The sequence below is a fragment of the Acidisphaera rubrifaciens HS-AP3 genome, from assembly GCF_000964365.1.
GTDB classification, from domain to species: Bacteria; Pseudomonadota; Alphaproteobacteria; order Acetobacterales; family Acetobacteraceae; genus Acidisphaera; species Acidisphaera rubrifaciens.
This window is the reverse complement of record NZ_BANB01000439.1, coordinates 1-2,619: the sequence shown is the minus strand read 5'-3', so window position 1 is coordinate 2,619 and position 2,619 is coordinate 1. Positions and strand designations below refer to the sequence as shown.

4 protein-coding genes are annotated in these 2,619 nt (G+C 72.6%); 3 read left to right on the top strand and 1 reads right to left on the bottom strand.

From position 1 onward, the window contains the following. Nucleotides 1-844 (top strand): AsmA family protein (locus B8460_RS12655; RefSeq protein WP_048861964.1); only part of this gene is annotated, 844 nt, incomplete at its 5' end. Here B8460_RS12655 and gshB read toward each other — a convergent pair. Continuing rightward, the gene (gshB, locus tag B8460_RS12650) at nt 831-1,823 is read right to left on the bottom strand and encodes a glutathione synthase (protein ID WP_048861963.1); all 993 of its coding nucleotides are present in this window, start codon (nt 1,821-1,823) and stop codon (nt 831-833) included. The genes B8460_RS12655 and gshB overlap by 14 nt on opposite strands. A 171-nt stretch (nt 1,824-1,994) precedes the next feature. Here gshB and B8460_RS12645 point away from each other — a divergent pair, with 171 nt between their 5' ends. Next, nucleotides 1,995-2,315 (top strand): hypothetical protein, encoded by a 321-nt coding sequence (locus B8460_RS12645; protein ID WP_048861962.1) that lies wholly within the window; start codon nt 1,995-1,997, stop codon nt 2,313-2,315. 22 nt (nt 2,316-2,337) lie between these two features. Continuing rightward, nucleotides 2,338-2,619: alternative ribosome rescue aminoacyl-tRNA hydrolase ArfB (gene arfB, locus B8460_RS22895; protein ID WP_048861961.1), on the top strand; the 282-nt coding region annotated here is incomplete at its 3' end.

The following is a 2,619-nucleotide window of genomic DNA, read 5'->3' as shown; positions in this document are numbered from 1 at the left end:
GCGGCTGACGGGACGGATCGACGCCGCCGTCCTGCCGCTGCCGACGCCCCACGGCGGCGGGACGGACCCGCTGCCCCTTGGTGCCTTGCGCGGGTGGGAGGCGGCAGTCGACGTGACCGCCGCGCGCGTGCCGACCGCGGGCGGGCCGCCGCTGCGGAACCTGAAGGCGCATGTCGGCGTGGCCGGAGGCACCCTGAACATTAACGGATTGCGGGCAAACTTGGACGGCGGTGACCTGGACGGCAGCGTGACCATGGGTGGCGCGACCGTCCCGCCGGCGCTGGCGGTGGATCTCACGCTGGTTGGCGCCGTGCCGGACCCGCCGGTCGCGATCGGCCCGGTCACGCTGGCGGGCGGGACGATGAATGCCGCGATCCGGGTCGTGGCCCACGGTTACAGCCTGGCGGCGATACGGGCGACCCTGGCCGGGCGCGCCCGCGTCGTGGCGTCGGGCGGGGTGCTGCGCGGCCTCAACCTTCCGGCCATACGCGCGGCGGTTGCGCGCGACGAGGCGACGGGCAGCGATCCGGTCGGGGATGCCCCGCTGCTTGCGGCACTCGCGGGCGGCGCGACGCCCTATGCGACGCTGGCGGCGGATGCGGCGATCGAGGCGGGCAGCCTCACGCTGGATGGCGCCCGGCTGGCCGGACCGGACGGGACGATCGAGGCCGCCGGCGTGGCGGGTCTCGCCGGCGGCGGCCTCGATCTGCGCCTCGCGCTGCGTCCGGCGACGGAGGACGGCCGTCCCGGACCGGCGATCGGGCTGCAACTGACAGGTCCGCCGGACGCGCCGCGCCGCATCCCCGATCTCGCCGGTGTCCTGCGCTGGCTCAGCCGGGGGTAGCGAGGGGTCGGGCCGCGCGCCGCTTCGCCTCGATGCAGTCCCAGATCGCGCGCTCCAGGTGGACGCCGTCGAAGCGGGCGATTTCCTGCAGGCCGGTGGGCGAGGTGACGTTGATTTCGGTCAGCCAGTCGCCGATCACGTCGATGCCGACGAAGATCAGCCCCTGGGCGCGCAGCGTCGGGCCGATCGCCGCGCAGATCTCGCGGTCGCGGGCGCTCAGCGCGCTTTGTTCCGGACGGCCGCCGACATGCATGTTCGACCGCGCCTCGCCGGCCGCCGGCACGCGGTTGATCGCGCCCATGGGCTCGCCGTCCACCAGGATGATCCGCTTGTCGCCGAGGCGCACCGCCGGCTCGTAGCGCTGCACCATCAGCGGCTCGCGCGAGCGGGCGAAATGCATCTCCAGCAGGGCGCCGAGATTCTCGTCGTCCTCGCGAATGCGAAAGACGCCGGTGCCGCCGTTGCCGAACAGCGGCTTGACCACGATGTCGCGATGCTCGGCGCGAAAGCCGCGGATCGCCGCCGGGTCCCAGGTGACGAGGGTGGGCGGCATCAGGTGCGGGAACTGCAGCACCATGATCTTCTCGGGCGCGTTGCGCACGGCCGCCGGATCGTTGACCACCAGCGTGCCCGGCTGGATGTGCTCCAGCATGTGCGTGGCGGTGATATAGGCCATGTCGAACGGCGGGTCCTGGCGCATCAGCACGACGTCCATCGCCCCGAGGTCGAGCGTCTCCGCATCGCCGAACGTGTAATGGGCGCCCGGCACGCGCTGCACCTTGACCGGGCGTCCCTGTGCCACCAGCCGGCCATGCGGATGGCGCGGCCCCTCGCGCAGCGCCATATGGCGGACTTCGTAGTGCCAGAGGCGGTGGCCGCGCGCCTGTGCCTCCAGCATCAGGGCGAAGGTGCTGTCGCCGTTGATGTCGATGGTCTCGAGCGGGTCCATCTGGACCGCGACGTTCAGCGGACTGGGCATGAGGGTCCTTGCCGGGGCTTCTGCGACACGGCGACAACATGGGGCGACACGGCGGCGGGGGCCAGAGCGGCGTGTCGGGGCCGTCGCCGAGGAGGCAATGCGGCAGCCGGCGGCGGGTGCTACAGAACGCGGGGGCGCGCGATACGGTGCCTCCGACAGCGGGAGGCGGGAATGGATCGCGAGGAACTGAGCGGCTGGGCGCTGGCCAACGGCTGGCAGGTGATGGGCGGCCACCCCAGCCTCGCCCGCCCGGCCGCCCCCAAGGAGGCGATCGTCCGGCTGGTGATGAAGGCGACCGTGGTGGCGCTGGAGATCAAGAAGCCGTCGGGCAAGTGGGACAAGGTCGCGAGCGCGCCCTATGCCGGGATACAGCCCGACCCCGAGGGCGGACCGCCGTCCGGCCTCGGCATGGAAAGCCTGCCGGGCCTGTCGATGCTCATGCGCGACAACAAGGACCGGCAGGTGTTCGCCGGTCCCGCCACGCCAGGCTAAGCAGGACCGGACAGGATTTGCCGTGATCGAGATCGCGCCGGGCTTGGCGCTCGACGAGCGGGAGATCGAGGTGAGCTATATCCTCGCCTCCGGCCCCGGCGGGCAGAACGTCAACAAAGTCGCGACGGCGGCGCAGCTCCGCTTCGACGCCCGCCGCTCGCCGGCGCTGTCGGACGAGGCGCGGGCCCGGCTGGAGGTGCTGGCCGGCAGCCGGCTGACGTCGGACGGCGTGATCGTGATCACGGCGCGGCGGTTCCGCACGCAGATACGCAACCGCGAGGACGCGATCCAGCGATTGGTCGAG

What these genes read in the sequence shown, in the direction of transcription:
- gshB (WP_048861963.1), bottom strand. Translation starts at nt 1,823, where the DNA reads ATGCCCAGTCCGCTGAACGTCGCGGTCCAGATGGACCCGCTCGAGACC.
- B8460_RS12645 (WP_048861962.1), top strand. Translation starts at nt 1,995, where the DNA reads ATGGATCGCGAGGAACTGAGCGGCTGGGCGCTGGCCAACGGCTGGCAG.